Origin of the sequence: Mesorhizobium sp. M1312 (assembly GCF_040318115.1) — a bacterium.
Classification (GTDB): Bacteria; Pseudomonadota; Alphaproteobacteria; order Rhizobiales; family Rhizobiaceae; genus Mesorhizobium.
Map to the genome: position 1 here is coordinate 1 of NZ_JAMYLQ010000113.1, position 512 is coordinate 512.

At 53.3% G+C, this 512-nt stretch carries 1 protein-coding gene; it reads right to left on the minus strand.

Annotated features, from left to right (window positions below; genetic code table 11):
• On the minus strand, nucleotides 1-302 hold a 302-nt coding region (locus NKH36_RS34765), incomplete at its 3' end, for a phospholipase D-like domain-containing protein (RefSeq protein WP_502912181.1).
• Nucleotides 303-512: the final 210 nt, after the last annotated feature.

Here is a 512-nt window from a genome sequence, read left to right on the forward strand (position 1 = left end):
AACTCGATGTTTGGATGATTGCTCAACGCCAGATATGCAGAATCGTTCTTTCGCGGATTGGCGTCATCAAGGAGCATGCGCACCCGCACGCCGCGCTCAGCGGCCCGGAAAACTTCCTGGAAAAGCAAGCGGCCAGTGTGGTCATCGTGCCAAAGGTAGTACATGAGATCGAGCCTGCGAACGGAACTCCTTGCAGCCAGGACGCGCACGGCGAACGCGTCATAATTGTCCGGGACCAGCAGTAAGCCGCTCTTGCCTGCTTTGATCTTGTCGTGCGCAATTCGCGAAATGGATGTTTCCATAAAAACTGATTACCTTCAGCGATCGAAAGCCGACCTTGCTCAAAATCATAGCAAGAACCCTTCAGAGGTAATCTGGTTGCAAATGCAGCTGGCGAATCCCCTGGAGGTTTATTCGCGCCTTGATCGGCAGATGATCGGAGGCGATCCGAGATAGCGATGTATGGTGCACTTCGAGGCTGGAAATCAGACTTGGTGGTTTGGCCAGAATCC